Source organism: Prevotella dentalis DSM 3688, from assembly GCF_000242335.1.
Classification (GTDB): Bacteria; Bacteroidota; Bacteroidia; order Bacteroidales; family Bacteroidaceae; genus Prevotella; species Prevotella seregens.
Genome location: NC_019968.1, coordinates 851603 through 877446 on the forward strand (window position 1 = coordinate 851603; position 25844 = coordinate 877446).

At 61.8% G+C, this 25844-nt stretch carries 13 protein-coding genes; all 13 read left to right on the forward strand.

Features of this window, described 5'->3' with window-relative positions; translation table 11 throughout:
• Positions 1-155: 155 nt before the first annotated feature.
• Positions 156-4718, forward strand: a complete 4563-nt coding sequence (locus PREDE_RS10635) for a rhamnogalacturonan lyase family protein (RefSeq protein ID WP_005847304.1) — start codon at positions 156-158, stop codon at positions 4716-4718.
• Between the two features lie 685 nt (positions 4719-5403).
• Positions 5404-5673 (forward strand): co-chaperone GroES, encoded by a 270-nt coding sequence (locus PREDE_RS10640; RefSeq protein WP_015310475.1) that lies wholly within the window; start codon positions 5404-5406, stop codon positions 5671-5673.
• A gap of 246 nt (positions 5674-5919) precedes the next feature.
• A complete protein-coding gene (groL, locus tag PREDE_RS10645; RefSeq protein ID WP_005847307.1) occupies positions 5920-7542 on the forward strand; it encodes a chaperonin GroEL in 1623 nt (540 codons plus the stop codon).
• A gap of 300 nt (positions 7543-7842) precedes the next feature.
• Entirely contained in the window at positions 7843-8061 is a 219-nt protein-coding gene (locus PREDE_RS10650) for a hypothetical protein (RefSeq protein WP_005847308.1), read from the forward strand.
• A 9-nt stretch (positions 8062-8070) separates the two neighbouring features.
• Entirely contained in the window at positions 8071-9606 is a 1536-nt protein-coding gene (locus PREDE_RS10655; protein ID WP_005847310.1) for a RapZ C-terminal domain-containing protein, read from the forward strand.
• 159 nt (positions 9607-9765) lie between these two features.
• Positions 9766-10980 carry a glycoside hydrolase family 5 protein gene (locus PREDE_RS10660; protein WP_005847312.1) on the forward strand — a complete coding sequence of 405 codons (1215 nt, stop codon included), beginning with the start codon at positions 9766-9768 and terminating at the stop codon, positions 10978-10980.
• A 21-nt stretch (positions 10981-11001) separates the two neighbouring features.
• Entirely contained in the window at positions 11002-13530 is a 2529-nt protein-coding gene (locus tag PREDE_RS10665) for a GH36-type glycosyl hydrolase domain-containing protein (RefSeq protein ID WP_015310477.1), read from the forward strand.
• 26 nt (positions 13531-13556) lie between these two features.
• Entirely contained in the window at positions 13557-14963 is a 1407-nt protein-coding gene (locus PREDE_RS10670) for an MFS transporter (protein ID WP_005847316.1), read from the forward strand.
• 55 nt (positions 14964-15018) lie between these two features.
• Positions 15019-18189 carry a SusC/RagA family TonB-linked outer membrane protein gene (locus tag PREDE_RS10675; RefSeq protein ID WP_005847318.1) on the forward strand — a complete coding sequence of 1057 codons (3171 nt, stop codon included), beginning with the start codon at positions 15019-15021 and terminating at the stop codon, positions 18187-18189.
• 29 nt (positions 18190-18218) lie between these two features.
• Entirely contained in the window at positions 18219-20018 is a 1800-nt protein-coding gene (locus PREDE_RS10680; RefSeq protein ID WP_005847320.1) for a SusD/RagB family nutrient-binding outer membrane lipoprotein, read from the forward strand.
• A 61-nt stretch (positions 20019-20079) separates the two neighbouring features.
• On the forward strand, positions 20080-21066 hold the full coding sequence (locus PREDE_RS10685) for a hypothetical protein (RefSeq protein WP_005847322.1): 987 nt from the start codon (positions 20080-20082) through the stop codon (positions 21064-21066).
• Positions 21067-21075: 9 nt separating this feature from the next.
• Positions 21076-23442 carry a glycoside hydrolase family 3 N-terminal domain-containing protein gene (locus PREDE_RS10690; RefSeq protein ID WP_005847324.1) on the forward strand — a complete coding sequence of 789 codons (2367 nt, stop codon included), beginning with the start codon at positions 21076-21078 and terminating at the stop codon, positions 23440-23442.
• A 36-nt stretch (positions 23443-23478) separates the two neighbouring features.
• On the forward strand, positions 23479-25812 hold the full coding sequence (locus PREDE_RS10695; protein WP_005847326.1) for a glycoside hydrolase family 3 C-terminal domain-containing protein: 2334 nt from the start codon (positions 23479-23481) through the stop codon (positions 25810-25812).
• Positions 25813-25844: the final 32 nt, after the last annotated feature.

Genomic DNA, 25844 nt, shown 5'->3' on the forward strand with positions numbered 1-25844 from the left:
CTCCACGATTCACTAATTTTGCAGCCGGAATCTGCTGCCCGCGGCCCTCGCGGGCACACGTGTCCGCGCGTCCGCAAACCCCTGAAACGGCGGCCGCCCCGCACGGGACACATCCCTGCAACCCCAAAAAACAACTAAAAACCAACAACAAACCCATGAACAAGCGAATCCTTTTCTCCACCCTGCTGGCCCTCGGCATGGCCCTTCCCCTGCACGCCCAGCGCACGATGGACCGCCTCGACCGTGGCCTCGTGGCCGTGCCCGGCCGCTCGTCGGGCAATCTGGTGAGCTGGCGCAAGCTGGGCGAGGAGTACTACGACACGCAGTACAACCTCTATCGCGACGGCGCCCGCATCGCCTCCGGCCTCTCCGTCTCCAACTTTCAGGATGCCGGCGGCAACTCTTCGAGCAGTTATCAGGTCGAGGCCGTGGTCAACGGCGAGCTGCACGAACGCTGCGCGCCCGTCAAGGCGTGGGCCCGACAGTATCTCTCCATCCCCATAGAGCCCGCCCTCAACCGCGCGGGCAAGGACGTTACGGCCGGCTATTCGCTCAACGACATCTCGCTGGCCGACGTCGATGGCGACGGTGTGCCCGAGCTGATGCTCAAGCGACGCAACGACAGCGGCAACTTGCTCAAGACCAGCAACCGCACCGACTTCAACCGTTACGAGGTCTACACCCTGCAGGGCAAGCGCCTGTGGTGGATCGACCTGGGGCCCAACCTCATGTCGGGGCCCGACGAGCAGTGGGACATGATAGGCTACGACTGGGACGGCGACGGCCGTGCCGAGGCCCTGATGCGCGGTGCCGACAACATGATTATCCACACCGCCGACGGCCGCACCATCAACATCGGCGACATGAACTACGACAATGGCGGGACGGCCGACACCCGCGTCGAGTACACCCGCGCCGGCAAGGAGTACCTGCTCTACCTTGACGGCGCCACGGGCGTGCCCTACGGCTACGACGGCAACAGCGGCGCCTACACGCCGCCGGCCTATCCGCTGCCCCGCTTCGAGCAGGGCGAGACGGACTATGCGGCCGTGTGGGGCTCCAACGACACCGGCCACCGCGCCTGCAAGCACTACTTCGGCGCACCCTGCCTGGACGGCCGTCGGGCCAGCATCTTCCTGGGCCGCGGCTGCTACACGCGCCACAAGATGTGCGCGCTCGACGTGGATCCCGTCACCCACAAGCTCTCGCAGCGGTGGCGCTGGAACACCTACGACGCGTCGAGCCCGTGGTTTGGCAACGGTTTCCACAACTTCCAGATAGCCGACGTCGATATGGACGGCCGCGATGAGATAGTCTTTGGCTCAATGATTATCGACGACAACGGCCGTGGACTGGCCACCACCGGCCTCGGACATGGCGATGCACAGCACTGCGGCGACCTCGATCCGTACCGCTGGGGTCTCGAGCAGTTCACCTGTCAGGAGGGCAGTGAGGGCAACAGTTACTGGAACGCCACCACCGGCCAGCTGTATTACCGCAAGGCCGACGGCGGCGACGACGGCCGCGCCCTGGCCGGAAACTTCACCAACGACTACCCCGGCGGCCAGGGACGCTCCGTCTCTTCGGGCATCATCGGCCTCTCGTCCGACAAGATTCTGCCCGTCGACGCCAACAGTAAGATGAAGTGGGACGACCTGAACTGCCGCATCTACTGGGACGGCGACCTGCTTGACGAGATATTCGACAGCCCCGGCGTGGAGCGTGCCGCCTCGATCACGAAGTGGGGCAACGGCCGCATCTTCACCTCGGGAGGCCAGCTCAACAACTCGTCGAAGAACAATCCCTGCGCCCTTGGCGACATTCTGGGCGACTGGCGAGAGGAATTTATCGTGCGCAACGGCCCGAGCGAGCTGCAGCTCTACACCACCAACTACCCCACGGAACACGCCATTTACACCCTCTGGCACGACCACGAGTACCGCAATGCCATGGCTTGGCAGTGCGTGGGCTACAACCAACCGCCCCATCCCAGCTTTTTCCTGGGCGAGCTTGAAGGCATCACCGTGGCCCCGCCGCCCGTGACACTCACCGGCCGCAGCGTGGTGGCCGACGGCTCAACACTCCGCAGCGGCAAGGCCCATCTGCTGCTTTGCGACCAGGCTGACATGACTGTCGGCGTGGCCGACGGGGCTTCTCCTTGGATCGTTACCGACAATGCGCCCGCCATCGTGGCCGGCACCGGCGGCGAAAACGCCCGCAGCAAGACCCCCGAGCGCATGGTTACCACCTGCACCCACACCCTCACGGGCGGGGCTTTCGGCGGTGCCACGCGGCTGGTGAAGCAGGGCGAGGGCGTGCTTGTGCTGCCCAACGTCACCGAAAACCACAGCGGCCCCACCGACATTTGGAACGGTACGCTCCGGTTCGACGGCACCATGGCCAAGAGTCCCGTGTGGCTCAACCGCCACACGCGCCTTGTTTCGCGCGGCGGCCACTTCCTCGGCGGGCTGCGTGCAGACTACAACGCTACCCTGCTGCCCGGCGACGACGGCGTGGGCAGCCTCTCGGCCAGCCGCCTCGACCTCGGCATCGGCGCCCGTGTGGTGTTCGACATCGTCAATGCCCGCCCCGACACGCTCAATGCCGACACCCTCGTGCTCCAGACCAAAGACTGGGGAGAGTACGGGCCCAAGTACAAGGCGCCCGTGTTCGAGTTCCGCATCCAGGGCGAGTTGCCCGACGGCGACTACACCTTGGGCCGTGTCGACTCACTGCGCGGCCGCCTGGCCGACATCCTGCTCGAGGGCCTCGGCGACCGCCGCACCCGTCTCGTGCTGGTCGACGGCCGCCTCTCGCTGCACGTTGAGACGCTGCGCAGTGCCGCCGCCGTGCGCTGGAACGGCACCGACGACTCCCATATCTGGGACTTCGGCGTGAGTGAAAACTTCCTCAACGGCGACAAAAAAGACTATTCTGCGCCGGGCGACGACGTGACTTTCGACGACCGGGCCGCCTCCACGCAGGTGGAGGTGAAGGGCGCGGTGCGCCCCGCCTCGCTGCTTTTCACCAACGACACCAAGGCCTACACCCTCTCGGGCGACAGCATCGTGAGCCCCGCCACGCTCCGCAAGACGGGCGCCGGCACGCTCACCGTGGCCTCGCTCAACCGCATGGCCTCCACCGAGGTGAGCGGCGGACGGCTCGTGGTGAACAGCCTGGGCAATCTCACGGGCGTGGCCTACGGCGCGCTGGGCACGGCCGCGAGCCGCATCACGCTCTCGGGCGGAGCCACATTCGGTGTGGCCCGCACCATCATCACCGACCAGCCGTTCTTCATCGGCAGCGGCGGCGCCACGTTCGAGACGCCCGGCGGCACGGCCCTCACCCTGAACCGAGGCCTTGCCGGGGCGGGCAACACTGTGACCAAGATGGGCGACGGCACGCTCACGCTCGGCACGGTCAACACCATCGACCGCCTCGTCATTGCCCGCGGCACGGTGAACGACGTGGAGCTCTACAACCAACCACAGCTTCCCGCCACCGTGGAGTTCGGCCAGGGCACGCTCTACGACCCCGCCACGGAGAACAGTTCGTCGGTCAATCCCGTGAACTTCGTCGTGCCCGAGGGCTGCACCGGCACGTTCCATGCCGACCCGCGCTGCAACTACACGGGCCGCCTCACCGGCCGCGGCACGTTCAATGTGTACGACGCTTGGGTGCGTTGCACGTTCAGCGGCGACTGGAGCGACTTCGAGGGCACGGTGGTGCCGCGCCTCGAAAACCGCACGACGAAGCACCTCTACACCAACGAAACCTTCGACTTCACCAACAGCCACGGCCTTCCCCGGGCCACGCTCAACGTGCCGTCGGGCGTTACCGTGAGCAACAACGGCCACGATTTCCCGCTCGGCAGCGTCACCGGCGCGGGCACCCTGGCCGGCAGTGGCGCATGGATCGTGGGCGTTTCGGGCAACGATTTCAACTTCGGCGTGGTCTCCACCAGCAAGGTGGTGAAGCGCGGCGCGGGCCGTATGAACCTCTCTTTTGTCAACAAGGTGCAGGGACAGCTGCAGGTTGACGAGGGCATGCTTTCGTTCACCTCCGGCACAGCCACCCCCATCATCGGCTCCACGCTCACGGTGAACGGCGAGGCCGAGGTCAAGGGCACGGGTCTGGTGAGTGCCGTGACGCTCAACGGGGCGAGCCGTTTCTCCCCCGTGAAGTATGCCAACGACAACTTGGGCGGCGTGTTCCGCACGTCGGCCATGTTCAAGATGGCCCCCACGGCCACGGCCAACTTCGTGGTGAGCAGCAAGAGCGGCACGGCCGTCGTGGGTTCGCGCATCGAGTGCGGCAACTTCCTCTACCTGGGCAACGTCTGCGTGAGGCTTGCCGACGGCTACACGCCCGCTGTGGGCGACAGCATCTGCCTCTGGACTTGCCAGCGCGTGATGCAGGCCCCCACGTCGGTGACGCTGCCCGAACTGCCCGCCGGCATGGCCTGGGAGCGCACGTCGCTCACCGACAAGAGCACCACGGGCTACCTGCGCATCGTCGCGGCGACCACGGGTTTGGGCCGTCTTTCGGCCGATGTCGAGGCTGCTTTCGAGGTCTACGCCGTGGGTGGAGCCCATGTGGGCCGCGTGACCGCCCGTCCCGCCGACCTGCGCCGCCGTCTCCTCGCCCTCGGTCTTGCCCCCGGCACCTACATTGCACGCTCGGCTTCTTCTGCCGTTAAGGTGGTCTTAGCCCCCTAATCCTGCGTGGTTAGCCCCCTAATCCGGTGGTCTTAGCCCCCTAAGATAGGGGGTTGGGGGTCTGAACCCCCGCTCCCTCCTTTCTGTTTCAAGTTATCCCCCGCCTTGTCCAAACGACAACCCGCAACAACAACAAACAACGCTTCGCCCTGGTTGGCAGTGTTGTTTGTTGTTGTTCGAGTTGTCTTTAAATTTATATAGAGCAGCACAAGGGCGGTCGGAACATGCGTTTGGAGCATGCCGTGTGGGCGGTCGGCGGATGTTTGAGGGTACGGCAGGCATGTCCCGGCAGGGACATGGCGAAATAAACACGCCGTAATCGCGCGACGAGCACGCCGTAATCGCGCGACGAGCACGCCGTAATCGCGTGGCGAAAACGGTGTAATCGTGCGGTGAAAACACCGCAGACGCTCGGCGGATACGGCGTAATCGTGGGACGACGGCACACCCATGCCGGCAGGACGGTGCGGGAAAGGCAGGACGGGCGCCCTGTCGGCACCGGTCGAAGACTGACAAATGTGGCAGACGCGGGTGTGCCAAATGTGTCAGTCGGCGGCGTTGTCACGGTGTTGGCACGCTTTTGGCAGAGGGGGAGGGTGGGCTGCCGCAAGGCGGAGACCCACGACAAACCGTGCACGCGGAGCGTGCGACACAACGTATTCACATTCTAAAAATACATGAAATTATGAAAGTAAGACCATTAGCAGACAGAGTGCTGGTGCTCCCCGCACCGGCCGAAGAGAAAGTAGGAGGCATCATTATCCCCGACACGGCCAAGGAAAAGCCGCAGCGCGGCAAGGTGGTGGCTGTGGGACAGGGCACCAAAGACGAGGCCATGCTTCTCAAGGAGGGCGACGAAGTGCTCTATGGAAAGTACTCGGGAACCGAGCTGGAGAACGACGGCGAGAAGTATCTCATGATGCGGCAGAGCGATGTGCTCGCAGTGGTTGAGTAATTCAAAATTCAAAATTCATAATTCAAAATTGAGCCATCCGGGGAGATTTTTCAAGCGATGACAAGCTCGTGATAAAGCCGGGCCGAGTTGCCAAGCTAATAATTCCAGGCTGATGATAAAGCCGAGCAGAGTTGCCAAGCAAGCGATGACAGGCTCGCGACACGTCGCCCCCGCACTCATATTTAAACCATACCCAGCCCGTGAAGAAGCCGTGAGAGGCTGAGCGGGCCATAAAAAATTACAATTATGTCTAAGATTATCAAGTTCGATACAGAAGCACGCGACCTGCTCAAGCAGGGTGTAGACCAGTTGGCCAATGCCGTCAAGGTGACGCTGGGCCCCAAAGGCCGCAATGTGGTGATTGAAAAGAAGTTCGGTGCCCCGCAGATTACCAAGGACGGCGTGACCGTGGCCAAGGAGGTGGAGCTCGAAGACAAGTTTGAAAACACCGGCGCACAGCTCGTGAAGAGCGTGGCCAGCAAGACGGGCGACGACGCCGGAGACGGTACAACCACCGCCACCATACTGGCACAGGCCATCGTCAACGAGGGCCTGAAGAACGTAACGGCCGGCGCCAACCCCATGGACCTCAAGCGCGGCATCGACAAGGCCGTGGCCAACGTGGTGGATTTCATCAAGAACAATGCCGAGCTCGTGGGCGACAACTACGACAAGATTGAGCAGGTGGCCACCGTTTCGGCCAACAACGACCCCGAGATTGGCAAGCTGCTGGCCGACGCCATGCGCAAGGTGTCGAAAGATGGAGTGATTACCATCGAGGAGAGCAAGACCCGCGACACCAGCATCGGCGTGGTGGAGGGCATGCAGTTCGACCGCGGTTACCTCTCGGGTTACTTCGTGACCGACGCCGACAAGATGGAGTGCGTGATGGAAAATCCCTATATCCTCATCTACGACAAGAAGATTTCAAACCTCAAGGAGTTCCTCCCCATCCTGCAGCCTGCCGCTGAGAGCGGCCGTCCGCTCATGGTGATTGCCGAGGATGTGGACTCTGAGGCCCTCACTACGCTCGTGGTGAACCGTCTGCGCGGCGGCTTGAAGATCTGCGCCGTCAAGGCCCCCGGCTTCGGCGACCGCCGCAAAGCCATGCTCGAAGACATTGCCGTGCTCACCGGCGGCGTGGTCATCAGCGAGGAGAAAGGCCTCAAACTCGACCAGGCCACCCTCGAAATGCTCGGCACAGCCAAGAAAGTGACTGTATCGAAAGACTTTACCACCATCGTGGACGGGGCCGGCGCCAAGGAGAATATTCAGGAGCGCGTGGCACAAATCAAGAACGAAATTGCCAACACCAAGAGCTCTTACGACAAGGAGAAGCTGCAGGAGCGTCTGGCCAAGCTGGCCGGCGGTGTGGCCGTGCTCTATGTGGGCGCCAACTCCGAGGTGGAGATGAAAGAGAAGAAAGACCGTGTGGACGACGCTCTGTGCGCCACCCGCGCCGCCATCGAGGAGGGTGTCGTGGTGGGCGGCGGCACCACCTACATCCGTGCCCAGCAGGGACTGGCCGATGTGAAGGGTGACAACGCCGACGAGCAGACGGGCATCAACATCGTGTGCCGCGCCATCGAGGAGCCGTTGCGCCAGATTGTGGCCAACGCCGGCGGCGAGGGCGCCGTGGTGGTGGACAACGTTCGCGGCGGCAAGGGCGACTACGGCTACAACGCCCGCGCCGACCGTTACGAAGACCTGCGCGCTGCCGGCGTCATCGACCCGGCCAAGGTGGCCCGCGTGGCTCTGGAGAATGCCGCCTCGATAGCCGGCATGTTCCTCACCACCGAGTGCCTCATCTGCGACAAGCCCGAGGAGAACGCACCGGCCATGCCCGCTGCACAGCCCGGCATGATGTAATCACACGCAACCGCATGGAGGGGCGCGTGCCGAGGGGCACGCGCCCCTTTCGGTTTCGGCACGTTAGTCTTTTTTAAATATTGGCCGGTGCTTTTTCACGCTTAAATATTTGGAGAATATCCATAATCTTCGTATCTTTGCAGCGGTAAACTGTAACAGACCTTTCTGTGAGAGGGTCAACGATATTTTTTGATTTGTTTTAGTAGATTAGTTTTTAAGTAGTTTGTTTTTTGGAAATCGGTTGTCGCGATGACATCCGATTTTTTTTGTGCTTCCCTTAAAAACCGTTATCTTTGCACCATGAAGCCGAAATTACACATCGATTGGAAGAAAGTTCTGCTGTTTCTGCTGGTCTCTGCCGGACTGATTTACATCACGCGGTCGCTGCTCATGTCCATGGGCATCGTGCTGCTGCTGTTTGTTGTCGACAGCTTGCTGGCCGACAGGGAGTACCGCCGCCGCACGCGCCGCCTCTTCGACGAGCTTCGACGCAGGCACGAGGAGGAGCAAAAGCAATAGCTGCGCGCCATGGAACAGCTCACACAACTCTATACGGCCTGGCGGGGCGAGGCTCCGGCACGGGTGGAACGCCTGGCCGGGGCGGGCAGCAACCGGCAGTATTACCGCATGGCCGACGCCGCGGGGCAGACGGTTGTCGGCGTGGTGGGCACGAGCCGCGAGGAGAACCACGCCTTCGTCTACCTGGACCGCCACTTCGTGCGGCGCAAGCTGCCCGTGCCGCGGGTGCTCGCCGTGAGTGCCGACGAGATGTGCTACTTGCAGACCGACCTGGGCGAACGCTCGCTTTTCGACGCCATTCGCGGCGGTCGCGAGGCCGGCGGACGCTACAACGTGGCCGAGCGCGAGCTGCTGCTGCGCACCATCCGCGAACTGCCCAACATCCAGATGCGCGGCGCGCGCGGGCTCGACTGGAGCCAATGCTACCCTCAGCCCGAGATGGATGAGGACAGCGTGCTCTTCGATCTGAACTATTTCAAGTACTGTTTTCTCAAGCCCACGGAGCTCGATTTCCACGAACTCAAGCTCGAAGCCGCCTTTCGCCGCCTGGCCAAAGACCTCACGTCGGAGCCCGCCGAGAGCTTCCTCTACCGCGACTTCCAGGCCCGCAACGTGATGCTCGACGCCGAGGGGCAGCCTTTCTTCATCGATTTTCAGGGCGGACGGCGCGGTCCCGTGTACTACGATCTGGCCTCTTTCCTGTGGCAGGCCTCGGCCAAATACCCCTTTAAACTGCGTCGCGAGCTGGTGGCTGCCTACTACGAGTCGCTCAAGCAGTACACCGAGGTGCCTTCGGTGCGCCATTTTGCCGAGCGGTTGAGCCTTTTTGTGCTCTTCCGCACGCTGCAGGTGCTGGGCGCCTACGGCTTCCGCGGCTACTTTGAACACAAGCAACACTTCATCGACAGCATTCCGCCGGCCATCGACAACCTGCGCGACCTGCTGCGGCTGCGCGACGACGTGCTGCCCTATCCCTACCTGCGCGACCTGCTGCGCCGCCTCACCGAGCTGCCGCAGTTCGCTCCCGTGGCCCCGACTGTGCATAGTCGGACCGACGGCTACCGCACCACCGACCGCGACATCTACCCCGCCCATCCGCAGGACGGCCCCGCCACGTTCTCCAAGTACGACGGCAAGGGCCCGTTGCTGGTCACCGTTTATAGCTTCTCCTACCGTCGGGGCATCCCCGACGACCCCTCGGGCAACGGCGGAGGCTACGTTTTCGACTGCCGCAGCACCCACAATCCGGGTCGCTACGAGCCCTACAAGCAGCTCACGGGACTGGACGAACCCGTCATCCGTTTTCTGGAGGACGACGGAGAGATACTCGAATTTCTCGACCATGTCTACGCCTTGGCCGACAAGCATGTGGCCCGCTACCTGCAACGGGGTTTCACCCATCTGATGTTCTGCTTCGGCTGCACGGGCGGCCAACACCGCAGCGTCTACAGCGCGCAGCACCTGGCCGAGCACGTGCACAAGCGGTTCGGGGTGGAGGTGCACGTGGTGCACCGCGAGCAAGGCATCGAGCAACGCCTGGTCTGAAAAAGGTGTAAAATCTATCGCGAAAAGGTATAAAAACTGTCGAAGCACGGTTTTTATACCTTTCTTGTTTGTTTTCAGACCCTGGTTGTGGCCTGTATGGCCTACTTTTGCCGTGTCATTTCAACCCGACCAACAACTTACCGACAAATCTTAGACATCATGAAGTTCAAATCCGTACACCTGTTACTGGCCGCCCTCGTGTGCTGCGCGTGCAGTTCCAACCCCGTCGTGGCCAATCCTCCAACCGTTGCCAACCCCGAGACCCCCGTGACCGCGCAGGCGTGGAACAAGGACGTGGTGGGCTGGAATCTGGGCAACCAGCTGGAATGCCCGGCCCCCGGGCAGGACGGCGAGTCGATGGACATCGGCAATCCCGCCGGCGCACTCAATGCCGAGACCGCCTGGGGCAATCCGGTGGTGACCCGCCGACTCATCAAGGCCGTGCGCCAGGCCGGCTTCAATGCCGTGCGCATACCCGTGCGCTGGCAATGCCACATCACCAACGACAAGGCCATGAGCATAGACAAGGCTTGGCTGGACCGCGTGAAACAAGTGGTGGACTGGTGCCTGGCCGAAGACATGAAAGTCATCGTCAACGTGCACCACGACAAGTGGCTCGAGGGCCGCCCCCTGCTGGCCCACAAGGAGGAGAACTGCCAAAAGCTGTCCCTGCTCTGGATGAACATAGCCACGGCCCTGGCCAACTACGACTACCGCGTGGCCTTTGCCGGCACCAACGAGGTGCACGTGCGCGACAACTGGGGCAAGCCCACGCCCGAGAACCTTGAGGTGCAGAATGCCTACAACCAGGCTTTCGTGGACATTGTGCGCGCCATGGGCGGCAAGAACGCCCGCCGTCACCTCATCGTGCAGACCTATGTATGCAATCCCGACTTCGGCATCAACAACGGCGACTTCATCATTCCCAAGGACACCGAGGACAATGGCAACGGCTACATGAGCGTGGAGTTCCACTACTACAGTCCTTGGGACTATGCCGGCAGCTGCGAATACTACTACTGGGGCGAGCCCTACAAGCAGTACGGCGCCTCGCCCAGCGACGAGAAGGCCATGACGGCGCTCTTCGATCGCGTGGTGGGCACCTGGGCCTCGAAAGGACTCGGCGTGGTCGTGGGCGAGTGGGGCGTGACCGACCACTACAAGGCCGACGAGACCGACCGCATCCATGAGAACATGAGCTACTACTGCCGCTTCCTTACCGGCGAGGCACGCAAGCGCGGCTTCTCCACCTTCGTGTGGGACAACAACGCCTTTGGAAACGGCCAAGAGCGCTTCGGCATCTTCGACCGCACCAAGAACAGCTGCCCCATCAAGGCACAATGGATCATAGACGGCATCATGGCCGGCAAGTAAACAATGCAACACCATCTTGACATGAAATCATACGGACACTTCGACGACGAGCACCGCGAGTATGTCATCACGAACCCGAAGACCCCTTTTCCTTGGATCAACTATCTGGGAACGACCGACTTCTTCGGCCTCGTCAGCAACACCGGAGGCGGTTACGACTTCTACAAGGACGCCAAATACCGCCGCATCACGCGCTACCGCTATAACGGTGTGCCCATGGACAGCGGCGGCCGCTACTTCTACATCAACGATGGCGGCACCGTGTGGAACCCTGGATGGAAGCCCTGCAAGACCCCCTTGGACAGCTACGAGTGCCGCCACGGCATGAACTATACGCGCATTACAGGCGCCCGCCGCGGCATCGAGGCCAGCGTGCTCTTCTTTGTGCCGCTGGGCACGCAAGCCGAGGTGCAGAAGCTCACGCTGTGCAACACCACCGGCGCCGTGCGCCGGCTCAAGCTGTTTTCGCTCGCCGAGTGGTGCCTGTGGAACGCCGCCACCGACATGGAGAACTTCCAGCGCAACTGGAGTACCGGCGAGGTGGAGGTCTACACGCAGGGCGAAGACCAAGGGCAGCCCCACACTGTGGTGTATCACAAGACCGAGTACAAGGAGCGGCGCAACCACTATGCCTACTACGCCCTGACCAATGCACAGGCCCAGGGCTTCGACACTGACCGCGAAACGTTCGTCGGCATGTACAACGGGTTCGAGAATCCGCAGTGTGTCGAGGCAGGGCGGCCGGCCAACTCGGTGGCCCATGGCTGGAGCCCCGTGGCCTCACACTACGTGGAAGTGGAGTTGATGCCCGGCGAGCGGCGCGACCTCATCTTCGTGCTGGGCTATGCCGAGAACGAGCAAGCATGCAAGTTCGAGCCCGAGGACGCCCCGCGCCATGGCCTCGTGACCTCGTTGGGCGAGGCCGACCGCACCATTATTAATAAGGAAAAAGCACAGTCCGTGATAGCCCGCTTTGCCACGGCAGAGGCTGTCGACGCCGCCTTTGCCGAGCTGGGAGCCTACTGGCAGCGCATCCTGCGCAGCTTTGCGGTGCACGGTGTGCGCTTCGGCAACGCCGCCGACAACGCCCGGCTGGAGCGCATGGTCAACATCTGGAACCCCTATCAGTGCATGATTACCTTCTGCTTCTCGCGGTCGGCCAGCTTCTTCGAGAGCGGTGTGGGCCGTGGCATGGGGTTCCGGGACTCCAATCAGGACCTCGTGGGCTTCGTCCACCAAGTGCCGTCGCGTGCCCGCCAGCGCATCATCGACATAGCCTCGACCCAGTTTGCCGACGGCGGCTGCTACCATCAGTACCAGCCTCTCACCAAGCGCGGCAACAACGACATCGGCGGCGGCTTCAACGACGACCCGTGCTGGCTCATCTTCGGCACCGTGGCCTACGTCAAGGAGACCGGCGACTACTCCATCCTGGACGAGCTGGTGCCTTGGGACAATGAGCCCGGCACCGAGGTGACGCTCATGGAGCACCTGCGCATTTCGTTCAATCATGTGGTGGAACATCTGGGCCCGCACATGCTGCCGCTCATCGGGCGGGCCGACTGGAACGACTGCCTGAACCTGAACTGCTTCTCGTGGGACCCCAACGAGTCGTTCCAGACCACGGAGAACAACGCAGAAGGCAGCCAGGCCGAGTCGCTGATGATAGCCGGACTCTTCGTCGTGACGGGCAAGGACTATGTGGCCCTGTGCCGCCAGACGGGCATGGATGCCGAGGCCAGGCGCGCCGAGCAGTGCGTGGATGCCATGGTCGAAGCCGTGAAACGCCACGGCTGGGACGGCGACTGGTACCTGCGTGCCTACGATTTCTATGGCAACAAGATAGGCTCCAGAACCTGCGAGGAGGGCAAGATCTTCATTGAGTCGCAGGGTTTCTGCGCCATGGCCGGTATCGGCATGGAGGAGGGAATGGTGGGGCGAGCCCTCGATTCCTGCAAGCAATGGCTCGACTCCGAGCACGGCATGGTGCTCAATTGGCCGGCCTATACCACCTACCATGTGGAGATGGGAGAGATCAGTTCCTACCCCGTAGGCTACAAGGAGAACGGCGGCATCTTCTGCCACAACAACCCCTGGGTGGTTATTGCAGAGACCGTGGCCGGTCGCGGCAACGACGCCTGGGCCCACTACAAGAAGATAGCCCCGGCCTGGATCGAGAATCAGGAGCTGCACAAGGTGGAGCCCTACGTCTACTGCCAGATGGTGGCCGGCAAGGAAAGTGCGCGTCCCGGCGAGGGCAAGAACTCTTGGCTCACGGGCACGGCAGCGTGGAACTGGATTGCCGTGACGCAGGCCATCCTTGGCGTCAAGCCCGCCTACGACGGCATAGAGATAGACCCCTGCATCCCCGCCGACCTGAAAGAGTATCACGTGCACCGCGAGTTCCGCGACAGTGTGTTCGAGATAACTGTGCTCAATCCCGACGGACGCCAGCACGGCGTGCGCAGTCTGGTGGTCGACGGCAAGCCCCAGGAGGGCACCATTGTCAAGGCCGGGCCGGGCCGCCACGAGGTGGTGGCGACCCTGTGATTCCAATTCCGTAAACCGACAACCCGATGGCTACAATCAAGGAAAAGATAGGTTATGGCATGGGCGACATGGCCAGCAGCATGTTCTGGAAAGTGTTTTCCTACTATCTGCCTATCTTCTACAGCGACATCTTCGGACTGACGCTGGCTCAGACCGCCTCGCTGATGTTTGTCACACGCGTGTGGGATGCCGTGTCGGACCCGATGATGGGCGTCATTGCCGACCGCACCGAGACCCGATGGGGCAAGTACCGGCCTTACCTGCTGTGGTTTGCCGCTCCGTTTGCCATAGCGGGCGTGCTGCTTTTCACCACCCCCGACCTCGGCCAGAACGGAAAACTCATCTGGGCCTACTGCACCTACATCCTCATGATGACCGTCTACACGGGCATCAACGTGCCCTATGCGTCGATGCTTGGGGTGATGACCACCGACTCGTATGAGAAGACCGTGTTCTCGTCTTACCGCATGTTCTTTGCCTATGCCGGCTCGTTTGTGGCGTTGTTTGCATGGGAGCCGCTGTGCGACTTCTTCGTGAAGCATCAGCCGCTTTCGCCCGTCAATGCCCCGGCCGACGCCTGGCAGGGTGCGATGATTGCCATTGCGGCAGTGTGTTTCCTGCTGTTCATCGGTTGCTTCATGCTGACGCGCGAGCACGTCCGGGTAGACGGCGTGGCAGCCCTGGGCAGTGACTTCAAGGCCTTGCTGCGCAATGTGCCGTGGTGGATCCTCACTGCCGCCGCCCTCTGCACCAACCTTTTCAACACCGTGCGTGGAGCCACGGTGGCCTATTACTTTAAATATTACATTGGCGAGCACGCCCACGTCGACCTCGGTTTCACGGGCTTCGTGTTCTTTGCAGGCCTGTTCCTGGCTGTGGGTGAGGTGTGCAACATGCTCGGTGTGGTGGTGGCCGTGCCCCTCAGCAAGCGTTTGGGCAAGAAGTCCACGTTCATCTTGGCCGCCGCGGCCATGGCCGTGCTGAGCGTGCTGTTCTTTATGGTGCCGCTGACCAATGGCGGTTACATTCTCATGCTGGCGTTGCAGGTGGCCGTGAGCGTCTTTACCGGCATCGTGAGTCCGTTGGTGTGGAGCATGTATGCCGACGTGGCCGACTACTCACAGGCCCGCAACGGCACGGCCTCGACAGGTCTCGTCTTCTCCAGCGGCAGCATGGCGCAGAAGTTTGGAGGCGCCATTGCCGGCAGTGCCGTGCTGTTGCTCTTCGACGCCTTCGGGCTGGTGCCCAACGCCGCGTCGCAGACCGACACCGCCATTCTCGGCATGAGACTCGCCATGAGCTGTATCCCCGCGGCCATTGCACTGCTGATGTGCGCGCTGCTCTTCTGTTATCCGCTGGACCGCCGTCGCATGCAGGAGATAGGCGCACGGCTGGTTCGCTCGCAGAACGGAGGCTCCCGGCAGCCGGACTGATACCTCAAGACATATAAAAGCAACTCAAGACATATCCATCAATACGCTTACTAATATGCAGAAAAAACCAATGCTAATCGGTCTGCTGACAGCAGGAATGATGTGCGGAACACCGTTTCTGTCATCACAGGGCACTGCCTACGCTTCGGTAGCACCCCAGCAAGACATCAAGGGAACCGTGACCGATGCCCAGGGCGAACCCCTCATCGGCGCCACCATTGCCGTGGTGGGCGCCCAGACAGGCACCGTAACCAATCTGGACGGAAACTTTTCCATCAGTTGTGAACCCGGCACTATGCTCGAAGTGAGCTACGTGGGCTGCAAGACCGTTCGGGTAAAGGCTGCCAATGGAATGGTCGTCAAGCTGGAGGACGACAGCAAAATGCTGCAGGATGTCGTGGTGACCGCACTCGGCATCAAGCGCGACCGCAAGGCTCTGGGCTACGGCCTCTCCGAGGTGAAGGGCGACGAACTGACCAAAGCCAAGGAGACCAACGTCATCAACTCCCTCTCGGGCAAGGTGGCCGGCCTTGTGGTGCAGCAGACTGCAGGCGGAGCTTCGGGCTCCACGCGCGTGCTGCTGCGCGGCAACACCGAGATGACGGGCAACAATCAGCCGCTCTATGTGGTCGACGGCGTTCCCTTGGACAACACCAATTTCGGCAGTGCCGGCACGGCAGGAGGCTATGATTTGGGCGACGGCATCTCGGCCATCAACCCTGACGACATAGAAACCATGACCGTGCTGAAAGGCCCGGCGGCCTCCGCCCTCTATGGCTCGCGGGCATCTCATGGCGTGATTCTCATCACGACGAAGAAGGCGGAGAAAGACAAATTCTCCTTGGAATACAACGGTTCGTTCACCATAGACTCGCAGTTGGCCAAGTGGGACGACGTGCAGCAGGTGTACGGACAAGGGGCCGACGGCAAGTATTCCAACTCCGCCATGACGCTCACCAACAACTCTTGGGGCCCCAAAGGCGACAATAACTCCATGTTGTACTTCGACGGCGTGGAGCGTCCTTTCTACCTTTACTCCAACAATGCGGCCAGCTTTTTCCGCACGGGACTCACGGCGCAGAACACCGGCATCGTGTCTGTGCACTCGGGAAAGACCGGCATGCGCTTCTCGGTGACCGACATGCGCAACAGCGACATCCTGCCGAACACCCACATGAGCCGCGACAATTTCAACCTGCGCGTCACCACTTCTGTGTCTAAAGTAGACCTCGACCTGACGGGCAACTACACGCGGGAGAACGTGAAAAACCGTCCCGCCCTGGGAGACTCGCAGAGCAACGTGGGCAAGAACCTCATGACGCTGGCCAGCTCTTACAACCACGAGTGGCTGAAAAAGTATGAGGACGACAAGGGCGAATATTCCAAGTGGAACGGTGTGGACCAGTACAACCGCAACCCCTATTGGGATCTCTACAAGAACGAGAACACCACGTCCAAGGATATTTTCCGTCTGACGGGCAAGGCCACATGGAACGTTGACAGGCATCTCAAGCTGCAAGGAACCATCGGAACAGACATCAACAACATGAACTTCTCCGACTTCATTGCCCGCACCACACCGGGAAAGGCTGCCGGGCAACTGCAAAACTCCATCTTCAACAACCGCACGCTGAACGCTGAAATCCTCGCGTTGTACAGCAACCAGTGGGGCGACTTCGACTTCAACGCCACGGTCGGAGGCAACATTTTTAAGGTGGACAACAAGACAACCGTCTTCACCGGCACCAATCAGCAGATGGACAATCTGATTGCCATCATGAACTATGAGGAGCAGAACATCCAGGAGAACACGTACAAGAAGCAGATTAACTCAATCTACGGCAGTGCGAGCGTGGGCTACAACCACACCTATTATCTGGAAGGAACGCTGCGCGGCGACAAGTCGTCGACGCTGCCCGGCGGCCACAACGTGTATGTTTATCCCTCTGTTTCGGGAAGCGTGGTATGGTCAGAGTTCATCAAGAACAAGAAACTCGTGAACTATGGCAAGTTCCGCGCCTCGTGGGCCAAGGTGGGTTCGGATACCAATCCCTATCAGCTCTCGCTCAATTATGCCACGGGCAAGTACTCGTATCCCGGTTACACCATCGGCATGATCAACAACACCACCCAGCCCAACAAGGATCTTAAGCCCACGATGACCAGCTCTTACGAGCTCGGTCTGGAGATGAAGATGTTCAACAGCCGGTTGGGACTGGACGTGACCTACTACAACCAGACCTCGCGCGACCAGATCATCGGGCTGGCTTCATCGTCTACTTCGGGCTATTCCTACCGCCTGATCAACGCCGGCAAGATACAGAACAAGGGTATAGAGATTGCCCTTAACGGACGCGCCGTGCAGTACAAGGACTTCGCCTGGGACATGGGCGTCAACTTTTCAAAGAATGCCAACAAGGTGTTGGAGCTGGTGGACGGCATGGATTACTTTGAGTTGGAGAAGGCCACATGGTGCAATGTGTCCGTGGGTGCCGAGGTGGGCAAGAACTTCGGCTCCATCGTGGGACCCGATTTCAAGCGTACCGGCGACGGCCAGATTGTCATTAACGCCGCGACCGGTCTGCCCGAACTCGACGATCGGCTGCGCACACTGGGCAACTCCACTTGGGACTGGACGGGTGGTTTCTACTCGACCTTCACCTATAAGAACTTCCGTCTCACAGCCGGTTTCGACGTCAAGGTGGGCGCCGACCTTTATTCCATGTCCATGCGCTCGGCTTATCAGACGGGCAAGGCCAGCGGCACGCTCGAGGGCCGCGAGGAATGGTACCAGTCGGAAGAGCAGCGTCTGGCTGCCGGCATGAGCCTGGCCGAGTGGCGCGAAGCCGGAAAGTGCCGCGGACTGGTGGTGCCCGGCGTCATCCTGGACGAAAGCGGCAACGTGCTGCGTCAGAACGACGTGGCCGTGAATCCCGAGGATTACTGGGAGACCGCCTCGCGCAACGCCCCCGGCATGTTCGTCTACGACAACTCATACATCAAGTGCCGCGAGATCACTTTCGGCTACACCTTCCCACAGAAGATGCTTGGCAAGGTGGTGAAAGACCTTACTGTGTCGTTCGTGACCCGCAACCCGTTCATCGTCTGGAAGAACATCCCCAACATTGACCCCGATTCCGGTTACAACACCTCGGGCATGGGGTTGGAGTATGGCTCGCTGCCCTCGCGCAGAAGCTACGGCATTAACGTAAACCTCAAGTTCTAAACCTCCGAACCACAAACCTGAATAAACGTATGAAAAGAATAACAAGAAACATATTGCGTCTCGCCGTCGTGGCTCTTCCCCTGCTGGGCATGGCCTCGTGCTCGGACTCTTACATGGAAGAAGTGAACACCGACAAGACCAAGGCAGAGACACTTGACCCCAACACGCAGCTCACAACGGGCTTGTTGCAGACCTACGGCGACTTTGGGCTGATGGATGCTTACCGCTGCTACGTCACCGGATTCACGCAGCATTTCTCCGGAGGCTGGAACGTAAGCAACTATGGCGGCGCCGTGAATGCCAACAACGACATGATGCGTACCATCTGGGACGAGTTCTATAACGTGGGTATCAAGAACATGGTGGATGCCATCTCGCGCAGCCAGGACAAGCCCAACGTGAATGCCATGCTGCGCATTCACCGTGTGTACGTCATGTCGGTGCTGACCGACACCTACGGCGATGTACCCTGCTCGGAGGCCGGACAGGGCTATCTGAAGCACATCGCCAACCCCAAGTACGACAAGCAGGAAGACATCTACAGCTGGTTCTTCGACGAGCTGGACAGCTGCATCAACCGGCTGGGCGACGGCGACCGCGTGACGGGCGACGTGACATCCTACGGCGGCGACGTGGCACAGTGGAAGAAATATGCCAACTCACTGCGCATGCGCTACGCCATGCGCATCTCCGATGTGAACCCCGTCAAGGCGCGGCAGGAGTTTGAAAAGGCTGTGAACGCCCCCTGCGGCTACATCGCCACGGCTGCAGACAATGCCTATGTGAAGTATATCGACGGCCCGTTCACCCTCTACGACGGAGCCCGCGAGCTCGACTTCCGCGTGAATGCACTGGGCGAAATGCTTTACGGACAGGATGCCAGCAGCCCCACTTTCATCAGTGCCACGTTCTATGAAATGATGAAACAGAACGCCGATCCGCGCCTGTACCGCATTTGTCGCTATTATAATAATGTGAAGCGCAATGAGGCTTCGGCCGACGAGACGGGCAGCATCGACTTCACCGACGAGGTCGTGGCCTATCAGAATTCGGCTGTAGGCCAGCTGCCCGCCGGCTATTCCTACGCCTGTGTGCCCGGCGCGGCCTGGTACAGCAACGCCAAAGCCCGTCCCGGACAGACCTGTCCCATCCTCTCCAACTGGGTGGATCTGAGCGCAGAAAACCTGAAACTCTACTTCCCCCGACTGCAGAAGCTCATCGACGAAGACCCCAACGGCGGCTACAACACCAACAACTACCACGTGCGCATGCTGCGTCCGGCCCTCTCCGTCAAGCTGGAGAAGGGCAACACGCCCGGCATTCTCATGACGAGCGCCGAGGTGGAGCTGCTGCTGGCCGAGGCCGTCCTGAAGGGATGGCAGGTGGGCGGCACCGTGGAGAGCCACTACAAGGCCGGCGTGCGTGCCGCCATGGAGATGATTAATGGCTACTATGACGTGCAGACCAAGATTTCGGATGCCGAAATCGACGCCTACATCGCCGCACATCCCGTGGGCGCCACCGCCGAAGAACAGAAAGAACGCATCAACACCGAGGCCTGGATTCTGCACCTGATGAACCCTGCCGAGGCTTGGGCCAACATGCGCCGTTCGGACTATCCCTACATTCTCGACCGCAACAAGTACGAGATTTCCGATTTCACCAGCGAGGACAACAACCTCACCACGCCCGTGCGGCTGAAGTATCCGAGCCTTGAAGTCAAGTACAACAGCGCCAGCTACAACGACGCCCTCAGCCGCATGGGCGGCAGGGACGACTGGCACCACCGCGTGTGGTGGGACATGGCGGAGAACACGCACCTAAGATAGCTGGCTTATATCGCACGCCATCACCCAACGTCATTACTTCCCAAACCAACAAACAACAACAATGAAGAAAATATATACCGTGCTTTTGGCCTTGTCCACAGCACTTGCATTCACAGGCTGCTCGGAGAGCAACGACCCTTTCTTCACGGCCACCGAGGACGACGCACCGCGCATTCTCAACACCGACCTCCCCGAAATGTCGGGCGGCCAGCCCTCCAACCTGCCCTCGATCGACCGCGATCAGAACTTCACGTTCACCGCCATCGTCACGCCGACACAGTACACCACGGTGTCATGGTACATCGACGGCGAGAAGACAAGCGAGGGTACAACCATCGACATGCCCCTGCTGGCGGGTGACTACAATGTGAAGATTGTGGCCACCACCACCAAGGGCAAGGAGACCTCGCGTAGTTGCACGCTGTCCGTGCTGCCGCTCGACACTGATCCCTCGCTCTCCAGCGACGCCAAGTCGCGCTGGCTCAACCCCGGCCAAAAGGCAACCCTCCCAGGCAGTCATATCCAGGATGTGACGGGTCTCTACGTGGGCAGCCAGAAAGTGGCCGACCTGGCCAACAGCGGATCGGCCCTCAGCTTCACCGTGCCCGAACTGCCCGAGGGCGACTACAAGCTGGTGGTCGAGACCGCAGCGGGCAAGTTTGGAGTGGGCAAGGCCAAGGTGACCAACGAGCCCTACGTGGAACCCGGTGGGGGAGAAACCGTGCTCTGGCAGGGCGACTTGTCCATCAATTGGGGCGAGGCCAACGTCGCCGTGGGCGCCGAAGCCTTGGCCAGTGCCCCGGTGGGCTCGAAGATCTGCGTCTACTACGAGTTGGTTGAGGCCGAATACCATGCTTTTCGCATCACCACCCCGCAGTGGGGCGACAATTCCGAAGACCAGCTCGTGCCCCAGTTCGACCTCACGGCCGACACGCCCAACCCCTACGTGTTCGACTACACCGAAGCCTGCAAAGCCCTTGTGGACGGCCGCGGCGGCATGCTCATCGTGGGCTTTGGCTACAAGGTGACGAAAGTGACCTTCAAGTAACCGGCTGACATGAAAGACAAGTTCTTCTTGCTCTTGGCGACGGTGGCGGTGAACGCCGCCGCTGCCTCTGCAGCAGTCGTGCCCCTTGCCGACTCGCCGTCCGCCGCCGAGACCCGGCGCGTGAACGAAATATACAGCCGCATGTCTCAGCCCGAGCGTGTGGCGCAGCTGCAGAGCCGGTTCATGGACGACCTTTTCGATGCCCAGGGCCAGCTCGACACGGCGCAGTGCCGGCGGCTCATCCCCTACGGCATCGGCCATTTCTCCCAGTATGCCAGCCAGTTGCCCCTGTCGGCCAACGTGCTGCGCGACCGCGTGGCCGCCATTCAGCAGTGGCTCATGCGGCACACGCCCACCGGCATCCCGGCCCTGTTCCACGAGGAGGTGCTCTCGGGCATCAATGCCCGTGACGCCACGGTCTATCCGCAGCAGATTGGCCTGTCCTGCTCGTTCAACCCGCAGCTGGCCGAACGGAAGACCCTGCAGACCGGCCGCGCCCTGCGCCGCATGGGCGGCGTGCTGTCGCTCTCGCCGATGGTCGACGTGTGCCGCAACCCCTCGTTCAACCGGCTCGAAGAGTCGTATGGCGAAGATGCCTATCTCTCGGCCGTGCTGGGCACCGCCTTTGTGCGTGGCTTGCAGGCCGGCGGCCTCAAGCGGGGCGTTTCAGCCTGTTCCAAACACTACCTGGGCTATGGCGGCGGCGACGCCGACGAGAAGGAACTGATGGAAGAGATCCTCATGCCCCACGAAGCCATGATTCGGCTGGCGGGCAGCAAGGTCGTGATGCCTGGCTACCACGCCGTGCACGGCACGAAATGCGTGGCCAACGGCGAGCTGCTGACCGACATTCTGCGCGGCTACGTGGGTTTCGACGGCATGGTCGTGAGCGACTACAACGCCATCGACCAGATACCCGGACTGCCCGGCCCCATGCAGCGTGCAGCGGCGGCCATCAACGGCGGCAACGATGTTGACTTCCCCGTCGGCAGCAATTATGCCACGTTGCCCGAGGCCCTGCAGCTGGGCTTGGTGGGCAACGAGGCCTTTGAGCGCGCCGTGAAGAACGTGTTGCGGCACAAGCTGCGCTGCGGCCTGTTCGACAGCGATGCCTATCTGTACAGTCCAGACGACATCAGGCTCGACTCGCCCGAGGAGCGGCGCACGGCCTACGAGCTGGCCACGCAGTCGGTCGTGCTGCTCGAGAACCGTGGCGTGCTGCCCCTGCGCGGTCGGCAGACGGTGCTGCTCACGGGTCCCAACGCCCATTCCATGTGGGCCATGTGCGGCGACTACAGCTTCCAGTCCATGTCTTACTTCTGGAAGAAGACCGACGTGGGCCCCGACTGCCCCCACATCGTTACGCTGAACGAGGGCATGACCCGACGCGCCCCCTCGGGTGTCAGCGTGCTCTACAGCCGCGGCTGCGACTGGACCGAGGAGATAGAGACGCGCTATCAGGAGCTCGGCGACGAACGCGCGTGGGAGTATGGCATCCTGCACCGCAAGGTCGACTCGGGCCAACCGGCCAATGCCGACGAGGCATTGGCGTTGGCCAAGGGCTGCGACGTGATCGTGGCTGCCATGGGCGAGAACGTGATGCTCTGTGGTGAGAACCGCGACCGCCGGGGCTTGCGTCTGCCCGGCAGCCAGGAGGCCTACGTGCGGCGGCTCATAGCCACGGGCAAGCCCGTGGTGCTTGTGGTGTTTGGCGGCCGGGCCCAAGTGCTTGGCAACCTTGCCGACGAGTGTGCGGCCGTTGTCCAGGCCTGGTATTCGGGCGAGGAGGGGGGCAATGCCGTGGCCGACATGCTCTACGGCCTCGTGTCGCCGTCGGGCAAGCTGAGCGTGAGCTACCCCCGCGTGGAGCTCGACTCCACCCTCTGCTACAACCGCTCGACGCAGACCGACCCGCGCGTGCAGTGGCCTTTCGGCCATGGGCTGACCTACACCACCTTTAGGTATGCCAACCTGCGCGTGGCCCCCGAGGCCCGAACCACCGACGAGGCGCTCACGCTGAGCTTCGACGTGACCAACACGGGCGGGGCCGAGGCCACCGAGACGGCCCAGCTCTATCTCTCGCCCACCCGGCCGTCGCAGCCGCTGCGCCCCATCCAGCTGCAGGGCTTTGCCCGCGTGCACCTGGCCAAGGGCCAGACCAAGACGGTCTCCATCCGTCTCTACACCGAGCAGATGGGCCACTACACCCGCGAGGGCCGCCGTCGCCGCTGGCGCGTCGAGCCGGGCGCCTACACGCTCAAGCTGGGGGCCTCGTCGGCCGACATCCGGCTGCAGCAGGACGTGGTGCTCAAGGGCCGCGCCGTGGAGAAGCCCCTGCGCGAACACTACTTCTCCGTGACGACGGTGCCGGAGTAGTTCCAACCATTCAACATCCAACCCCAATCATCAGACATGAAAACACTTGTTTTATCCCTTGCATTCACCATGAGTACTGCAGCCATGGGGCAGGCGCCCCAATTGTCCCGGGACAACATCGACGCCGTGCTCCACGCCATGACGCTCGAAGAAAAGGCGTCGCTGCTCGTGGGCGGCGAGTACGACTTCTGGACGACCACGGCCATGGCCGGCAATTCCTCGCGAACGGTTCCCGGCGCCGCCGGGTCCACAATCCCCTTGCCGCGTTACGGCATCCCCGAGACGGTGTTGACCGACGGCCCTGCCGGCGTGCGCATCAACCCCTTGCGGCCCAATGACCCCAAGACCTACTATGCCACGGGCTTCCCCGTCGGCTCCTGCCTCGCAGCCACATGGAACACCGAGCTGACCAGCCGCGTGGGCAAGGCCATCGGCAACGAGGTAAAGGCCTACAATTGCGACGTCATTCTCGGTCCCGGCGCCAACATACACCGCAACCCGCTCTGCGGCCGCAACTTTGAATACTACAGCGAAGACCCGCTGCTTACCGGCAAGATTGCCGCCGCCTACATCAACGGCGTGCAGAGCGAGGGTGCCGGAGTGAGCCTGAAGCACTATGCCGTCAACTCGCAGGAGACCAACCGCCTGTACGTGGACGAGCGTGTCTCGCAGCGCGCCGCCCGCGAGATCTACCTACGCGGCTTCGAGATTGCCGTGCGCGAGAGCCAGCCCTGGACGGTCATGTCGGCCTACAACCGCATCAACGGCACCTTTGCCCAGGCCAACGACGACCTGCTCACCCGCATCCTGCGCGACGACTGGGGCTTTAAGGGCATCGTGATGACCGACTGGTGCGGCAAGCGCGAGTCGGCGGGGCTCCTTACCATCGACGAGGTGAGGGCCGGAAACGACCTTCTGGAGCCCGGCAGCAAGGAGCAGATAGCCGACATTGTGGAGGGCGTGAGGAGCGGCAAGCTGAGCATGGAGGCCGTGGACCTGTGCGTGCGCCGCCTGCTGGAGTACATCGTGCGCACGCCACACTTCAACGGCTATCAGGCCACCAACAACCCCGACCTGCAAGCCCACGCCCTCGTTGCGCGCGAGGCGGCCACCGAGGGCATGGTGCTGCTCAAGAACAACGGCGTGCTTCCCCTCGGCTTCAAGCCGGGCGCACAGCCCCGCGTGGCCCTCTTCGGCACGGGTTCGTACAATTTCCTCTCGGGCGGCGTAGGCTCGGGCTGCGTCCACACCCCCTACATCGTGGATTTGGTGCAGGGCCTGCGCGGCGCAGGCATTGAGCCCACGCCCGACCTTGCCGAGATTTACCAGAAGTACATTGCCTATGCGAAGCTCAAGTTCGAGGCCGACCGGCCCGGCGAACGCTGGTTCGAGGCACCCCTGATGGGCGACCAGAAGATGCCCGAAATCGAGATAAGCCAACTGTGTCTGGAGCGTCAGGTGGCCCAGTCGGACCTGGCCGTCGTCACCATTTCGCGGCAGGCCGGCGAGGGCATTGACCGCAAGGTCGAGGGCGAGTTCAACCTCACCCCGCTCGAGCGGAAGCTCATTCAGGACGTCTCCACCGTCTACCATGCCGAGGGCAAGCCCGTCGTGGTGGTCATCAACTCGGGTTCCGTGATCGAGACGGCCAGCTGGCGCGTTTTCCCCGATGCCATTCTCATGGCCTGGCAGCCCGGCGAGGAGGGCGGAAACAGCGTGGCCGACCTGCTCACGGGCAAGGCCTGCCCCTCGGGCCGCCTCACCATGACGTGGCCGCTGGCCGCCACCGACCACCCCTCGACGCGCTGCTTCCCGCAGGATATGGACCTCTTCACCTACGAGTCCATGAGCAGTGGCGGCCAGCCCGTGCCCAACCGCGACTACACCGAGCACGAGGAGGGCATCTGGGTGGGCTATCGTCACTTCGACAGCAGGGGCCGCGAGGTGGCCTATCCGTTCGGCTACGGACTGAGCTACACCACGTTCGACTTTGGCAAGCCCGTGGTGAAGCGCAGCGGCGACAAAATCGTGGTGTCGGTTTCGGTGAAGAACACGGGCAGCATGGCCGGCAAGGAGGTGGCCCAGCTCTACGTGGCTGCGCCCAAAGGCAGCCTGGAGAAACCCGCCAAAGAGCTCAAGGCCTTTGCCAAGACGCGCACATTGCAGCCCGGCGAGACGCAGACGCTGCAGATGACACTCGCCACCCGCGACCTGGCCAGCTACGACGAGGCCGGCAGCCAGTGGCTGGCCGACGCCGGAACCTACACTTTCCTCGTGGCTACGGACGTGGCAACCGTCAAGGGCCGAGCCACGCTCGCCCTGCCCGCATATGCGGAAAAGACCAGCAACGCCTTGGCGCGGCAGCAATAAGACGGGTTTTTCATTGGCGGTTTGGCCGAAAA

Bases quoted from the DNA above. Each gene is read 5' to 3' on its own strand.
- PREDE_RS10635 (WP_005847304.1), top strand. From the start codon at position 156: ATGAACAAGCGAATCCTTTTCTCCACCCTGCTGGCCCTCGGCATGGCC.
- PREDE_RS10640 (WP_015310475.1), top strand. From the start codon at position 5,404: ATGAAAGTAAGACCATTAGCAGACAGAGTGCTGGTGCTCCCCGCACCG.
- groL (WP_005847307.1), top strand. From the start codon at position 5,920: ATGTCTAAGATTATCAAGTTCGATACAGAAGCACGCGACCTGCTCAAG.
- PREDE_RS10650 (WP_005847308.1), top strand. From the start codon at position 7,843: ATGAAGCCGAAATTACACATCGATTGGAAGAAAGTTCTGCTGTTTCTG.
- PREDE_RS10655 (WP_005847310.1), top strand. From the start codon at position 8,071: ATGGAACAGCTCACACAACTCTATACGGCCTGGCGGGGCGAGGCTCCG.
- PREDE_RS10660 (WP_005847312.1), top strand. From the start codon at position 9,766: ATGAAGTTCAAATCCGTACACCTGTTACTGGCCGCCCTCGTGTGCTGC.
- PREDE_RS10665 (WP_015310477.1), top strand. From the start codon at position 11,002: ATGAAATCATACGGACACTTCGACGACGAGCACCGCGAGTATGTCATC.
- PREDE_RS10670 (WP_005847316.1), top strand. From the start codon at position 13,557: ATGGCTACAATCAAGGAAAAGATAGGTTATGGCATGGGCGACATGGCC.
- PREDE_RS10675 (WP_005847318.1), top strand. From the start codon at position 15,019: ATGCAGAAAAAACCAATGCTAATCGGTCTGCTGACAGCAGGAATGATG.
- PREDE_RS10680 (WP_005847320.1), top strand. From the start codon at position 18,219: ATGAAAAGAATAACAAGAAACATATTGCGTCTCGCCGTCGTGGCTCTT.
- PREDE_RS10685 (WP_005847322.1), top strand. From the start codon at position 20,080: ATGAAGAAAATATATACCGTGCTTTTGGCCTTGTCCACAGCACTTGCA.
- PREDE_RS10690 (WP_005847324.1), top strand. From the start codon at position 21,076: ATGAAAGACAAGTTCTTCTTGCTCTTGGCGACGGTGGCGGTGAACGCC.
- PREDE_RS10695 (WP_005847326.1), top strand. From the start codon at position 23,479: ATGAAAACACTTGTTTTATCCCTTGCATTCACCATGAGTACTGCAGCC.